The organism is Bacteroidota bacterium (assembly GCA_013696965.1).
Lineage (GTDB): Bacteria > Bacteroidota > Bacteroidia > JACCXN01 > JACCXN01 > JACCXN01.
In genome coordinates, this window is record JACCXN010000075.1 from 1 (window position 1) to 5,862 (window position 5,862).

The 5,862-nt window shown below is 34.3% G+C and carries 4 protein-coding genes; 1 reads left to right on the forward strand and 3 read right to left on the reverse strand.

The annotated features are described in order from the left end of the window. Positions 1 to 498 precede the first annotated feature (498 nt). The 3 genes from H0V01_11480 to kaiC form a co-directional block, all read right to left on the reverse strand. Positions 499 to 2,271: a PAS domain-containing sensor histidine kinase gene (locus H0V01_11480; GenBank protein MBA2583992.1), complete on the reverse strand. Its 1,773-nt coding sequence runs from the start codon at positions 2,269 to 2,271 to the stop codon at positions 499 to 501. Between the two features lie 11 nt (positions 2,272 to 2,282). Then, a complete protein-coding gene (locus H0V01_11485) occupies positions 2,283 to 2,609 on the reverse strand; it encodes a circadian clock protein KaiB (GenBank protein ID MBA2583993.1) in 327 nt (108 codons plus the stop codon). A gap of 67 nt (positions 2,610 to 2,676) precedes the next feature. Beyond that, positions 2,677 to 4,152 carry a circadian clock protein KaiC gene (kaiC, locus tag H0V01_11490; protein ID MBA2583994.1) on the reverse strand — a complete coding sequence of 492 codons (1,476 nt, stop codon included), beginning with the start codon at positions 4,150 to 4,152 and terminating at the stop codon, positions 2,677 to 2,679. 902 nt (positions 4,153 to 5,054) lie between these two features. On the opposite strand from kaiC, the gene H0V01_11495 reads away from it, so the two are divergent. Then, on the forward strand, positions 5,055 to 5,862 hold an 808-nt coding region (locus tag H0V01_11495), incomplete at its 3' end, for an MCP four helix bundle domain-containing protein (protein MBA2583995.1).

Here is a 5,862-nt window from a genome sequence, read left to right on the forward strand (position 1 = left end):
ACGCCCCTTTTTTGCTACGAAGAATACAGGGCTACGCCCCTTATGCTACGGTAATAATGGGGCGTAGCCCTAAAATCTCCGTAGAAAAACAACGAAAATTTAAAAAACAGGGGCGTAGCCCTGAAATCAGATTGAGCCTATGGTATGATTAGGAAAGATATCAGGGCTACGCCCCTTTTTATCTACACATACATTTTGCTACGAAGAATACAGGGCTACGCCCCTTTTTATCTACACATACATTTTGCTACGAAGAATACAGGGCTAACGCCCCTTTTTAACTACACATACGTTTTGCTACGAAGAATACAGGGCTACGCCCCTTATGCTACGGTATTAATGGGGCGTAGCCCTAAAATCTTGGTAGAAAAACAATGGAAATTAAAAAAAACAGGGGCGTAGCCCTGAAATCAGATTGAGCCCATCAATGAAAATTTCGGGTAAAATAGCAAATTTCACAGCAGCTATGAGGCAGGTGGGGCTGCTTATTGGGCTGCTTTAAGAGTTGGGCTGATGGTCAGCTTTTCCAATTGGTAAGGTAAAATGAAAAGTAGTTCCTTTTCCCACCTCACTTTCAACCCAAATCTTTCCTTTATGTTTTTTAATAAAGTCTTTTACAAGAATTAAACCCAAGCCTCTAGATTCGTCCTTTTCAGGTTCTGAACTGTTTATGGCAGATTCATAGCTAAATAATTTTTCTCGATTCTGGTCAGACATTCCAATACCTGTATCCTTTATTGAAATCTGAATAAACGAATTCCCTTTTTTAAGAGCAGAAGCTATAATTCTGCCACCCTTTGGTGTAAATTTGATAGAGTTTGTTATAAGGTTTTGAAAAATTGACCTTATTAAAAACGGGTCAACCCGAACCCGAAACGATTTATCCACTTCATTAATAATTTGTATCTCTTTTTGTTTAGCATTTTCTTCTATGAGTTCTGTTGACAGGGAAACTAATTCATATAAATTTCTGTTTTGAGGGTCGAAGTTTATTTTTTTTGATTTTTGTTTTGACAATTCTACAAGCTCGTTTAGTTGATTGACTATTTTAACCGAAGAGCCATTGATTATTTTAGCTAAAATTTCTATTTCTTCTTGTTTAAGAGATTTAATATCGGTCATCAAAATTTCAGAAGTAGCAATAATTGAAGTAAAAGGATTTCTTAAATCGTGTGAAATAATAGAAATAAATTTGTCTTTAGACTTTGTGGCTTTATCAAGTTCATAATTAATTTCTTCAAGTCTGTCATATGCGGATTCTAAAACTTTAGTTCTTTCAATTACTTTAAATTCCAGTTCCTGATTAAGATTTGTTATTTCCTGCTGGGCTTTAAGTAATTTTTTATTTTGGTCATAATGTTCTCTCTCAGCTTTTAATATTGCCGTAACGTTTTGGCTGGTACCTATGAACTGATAGGCTTTGCCTTTTTTTAAAATTACTTTGCCTTTTACATGAAGGATTTTTTTTTCGATCTCCGCTGGAGTGTTGATACTGGTGAAAAAATCAAAGGAGCCGGTTTCTTTAACTGCAGTGTCGAAAATTTCTTTTGATGCTGCCCGGTCATTTTGATGAATTAAATCATAGGGTGTTAATGTCAATGAGCTTTTATCAGTCAATCCGTATATTTTATAAAACTCCGGGGATACTGTTATCTCTTTTGTTTTCAGGTTCACGGTCCAGCTGCCCATTTCCGCTATTTTTTCCGCTTCCTCGAGCAATTTTTTTTGTGTTATTAATTCTTCCTGGTGTTTTTTAATATTGGAAATATCTGTTATGATAAGGTTAAAAACACTTTTGCTTTCCAGACTCAATGTATTTATTGATATCAGGACAGGAATACTCTTTTGGCCCCGGGCACCGATGTAATATTCATCCTTTGCCGGATTCATTTTGCTGTCATTTAACAGATTTTCAAACCTGGATTTTGAGGGGGCTTCAATATAATTTATAAAATCATTTCCTATAATTTTTTTAAGGGGAGCGTTCACCATTTCAGAGAAACAGGAATTACTGAAAAGGATAATTCCATCCTCATTAAGGGTAACAGCGCCTTCATGCATTTTTTCCATTAAAAGACGGTAAATTTTATCCGCTGAGCTTTCTGTGTAAATTTTCCGGGATTTTCCTTCCTTAACAACAAGTGCATCAACATGCCCGGCTTTGATTGCTTCAATGAAATTTCTGGCCTCCTGTAATTTAAGCAAATGGTTAGCATTTTCTTTCTTTACATTTTCCAGTTCCTCTTTAAGTTCTATGATGTTTTTCTCCATGTTCATAATACTTAAATGATTTGCAATTCTTTCAAAACCTTCTCCGTATCCGACAAATCTCCAATAAACCTGACAACGGGTAAGGGGAGTAGTTTTATCAATAGGGGAATAGCAATTATTTCCTCAAGGAGCGCAAAGTCAGGCTGCTGATAAATATCAATAATTTCTAACTCATACCTGCCTTTGAGATATTTTTCGCAGATGGATTTAATATTTACAACAGCATGGGAAGAGTTTGGGTGTATGCCTGAAATGTATAAATTAAGAATATATTTTTCTTCCGGGGGGCCTTTGGGACCTTCATTAATATCAATATTTTCCCGAGTTTTCTTCGCCATCTAATTGAGTTTTTTCAAATAATTCTTATACAGTAAAATTTTTTTTATCCTCCTTCCTTCTGATTCATTATTTTTTTGATCTGATTTTTTCACGAAGCCTACCCTCTTTTTTTGGGATAGCCTCAAGGGAAATTCCATTATTTGAAATAGTAATTTTTTTCACACTCCTGGAATGGCCCATTCCCCTTGCTTTCAGAACGGTCAGCGTCCTATTGCGTTGCCCTTGCGTTTCTGCATCCTCAACCATGATCCACGTATCAACCAGGGATGAAATTCCCTCATCGCTTGGATTTCGTTCAATTAATTTCTCTGTAATTGCGGCTGTAAATATTACGGTTATCTGCTCCAGTTTTAAGTAATCTACAAACAGGGTAAGCATTAATCGAACACTGCTGTTTGGGTCTTCGTTCATTAAATTGGTAATAGGATCAATGATGACTATAGCCGGTTTTAATTTTTTAATTACTTCCTTGATGGAAATAAAATGCAATTCAAGATTTTGTAAAGTAGGCCTTGAATAGTAAAAATGTAAAAATTCTGATTTAACCTCTGGCTCAAGATCAATTCCTATGGAATTCATATTCCTTATAACCTGGTTGGGTGCTTCTTCGAAGGCACAAAAAAGAACCTTTTTCTTTTCTATGCATGCATTTTTTGCAAAGGAGGTTACAATGCTTGTTTTTCCTGTTCCGGCTGTTCCTGATACAAGAATACTGCTTCCAACATAAAAACCTTTTTTATCCAGCATTTCGTTCAAATCTTTAATTCCGGTAGAAATAATTTTTGAACTTATCTTGTGCTGGATTATTTCACTTATTATTGGGAAAACTGTTATGCCATTTTCTTCTATAATGAAGGGGTATTCATTGTTTCCGTGAAGTGTTCCCCTGTATTTTACAATTCTTAAGCGCCTGGTGGACACCTGGTCTTTAACACGGTTGTCCAGCAATATTACACAATCAGCCACATATTCTTCCAGGCCGTGTCGCGTGAGAAAGGTGTCTCCAATTTCAGCGGTAATTATCGCAGTTACCTTCTTTTCTTTTAACCAAATAAAAAGCCTTTTAAATTCTGACCGGAGCGTCTTGTAGTCCAAACCATAAAAAAGTGTATCCAGGGAGTCCAGAACCACCCGCTTTGCTTTAACTTTGTTTATTGCTTGTTCAATCCTTACGAAAAGTCCTTCAATATTATATTTACCAGTTTCTATTGTTTCATCGCTATTAATGATCTGTACATGTTCAAGATAAATTTTATTGTTACCAAGATGCGTTTCAAGATCATAACCAAGGGATTTAACATTTACCATCAATTCCTCGATTTTTTCCTCAAAAGCCATAAACACAGCAGGTTCATCAAACAACGTGATCCCGTTCACCAGGAACTCCATTGCCATCAGCGTTTTTCCACAGCCTGTATTCCCCAACAATAATGTAGGTCGGTTTTTGGGTAACCCACCCATTGTTAGATCATCCAGCCCTTTGATTCCGGTAGGGGATTTGGGAAGGGTGCCAGGAAAATTTGTTTTATTTATCTTTTTCATGAGGGTTTGAATCTTTAAGGAGGTAAATGTAACTCTTAAAAAGGCTTAATCCCTTAAAAATCAAAAAATCTTCTTCTAAAACAGCATTGTTTCCAACTTCTTATAGTTCTCAATATAGTAACTCTGATATGAAAATGTTGAGTTTTCTAATTATTTTTATGATAAAAGGAGTTTAATCTAAATGCTAACTTAAATGCTGTGTTGGCCAGAATTTGCAGTATTGAAGCCAATCATTTGACAAGCATTCGTTAAGGAATTTTTTATATTGTTCATAACTTTAGCTTCATTTTCTAACAATTGTAGTAAATCTTTTTCTTTTAATTTTGGCTTTTCTCAATTAATTGTGATATAAATTCTTCTGGCTTTTTAAGATTAAATTATTAACCAGTTGATAAATCCCTAATGAAAAAATGAAACTTGTGGATAAACGATTTTATAGAAAACATATGGGTGAAATATGGGTGGAAAGCAAACCAGGAGTGGGGCACTACTTTTAACTTCACTCTACCTGATGCTGAATAATAATTTAAAATCAGATATTTCATCTTTTCTGGGAGTGTAAATTAAACTGTGCTATTTAGTTTTATTATATTTGATTCATTAAGTAAAGCATAGTTGAGCAATGCTGGAGAGCAACTCAATAAGCAATAGCTTAATCCGATAGCATGAACAGAGGTTGATATTTCAGCCTCTGTTGCTGATAATTTTCTGTCTGTAAAGTTTTGGAAAGCGGTGGCTGTTTTTGTTTCTGCTTCACGTTATAGGTTTTCCGAATTTTAGCATTACTTACAACTATTATTTAACATCAACCACTTTTTTTGTTATGGGATATTTTATTAACTTTATAAAGGAAGGATTAGCATTAGTACATTTTGTCCTAATTCATTTATAAAAGCCTATCAATGGACACAAAAAGTAAATTATATGTTATTTCAAGGCCTATAATATTGGTATTTGCCATTATTTCTCTTTTCCTTGTATTGTTTGGAATGATGAATTTGAACCACCTGAATAAGTTTGAATCAAATATAAAATACATCAAAGAAATTTCTTTTGAACAATTAATCCTGCTCAATACGATTAAGCACAATGCCGGATTGAGAAAGCTAAACATATTGTATTATTTGTTCAGCCAAGATCCCATTTCCAAAGAGGTTTACAAAGGAAATATTCATAATTATCATGATGAAAATGAAGAACATTATAAAAAATTAAACACCTTAATAACAAATGAAACGATTAGGCAACAATTTGATGTTGTTCAAAAATCAAGAGGTGAGTATAATTTAAAAGCAGTTAAAACAATTGAATTATTCAAGAGTGATACAGGCGTGAATCCGCTTGAATATGAAAAAACAGAACTTAGGCCTGTTTATACTCATTACATCAAAAATTTAAATGACCTTTCAATACTCATTATAACCAATTCATCAGAAACCATCGCCGCAACACAGGAAGCAGTGGATAACAACAAAAGAATCATATATTTAATGCTTATCATAGGAATCCTGATTATTCTATTTTCCGTGAGGACTTTAGCCCGGGTCGTAAAAAAATTGAAATCAGATTATTCCTTGCTATCCAAATCACAATCAGCGTTACAGGTTTTATATAATGAATCAGAAGAAGAAGTTCAAAAACGTACCAAAGAACTCGTTACATTAAATATGGAGCTATACAATTTTAAGGAAATTGTAGAATTATCCGATA

Bases quoted from the DNA above. Each gene is read 5' to 3' on its own strand.
- H0V01_11485 (MBA2583993.1), bottom strand. From the start codon at position 2,609: ATGGCGAAGAAAACTCGGGAAAATATTGATATTAATGAAGGTCCCAAA.
- kaiC (MBA2583994.1), bottom strand. From the start codon at position 4,152: ATGAAAAAGATAAATAAAACAAATTTTCCTGGCACCCTTCCCAAATCC.
- H0V01_11480 (MBA2583992.1), bottom strand. From the start codon at position 2,271: ATGGAGAAAAACATCATAGAACTTAAAGAGGAACTGGAAAATGTAAAG.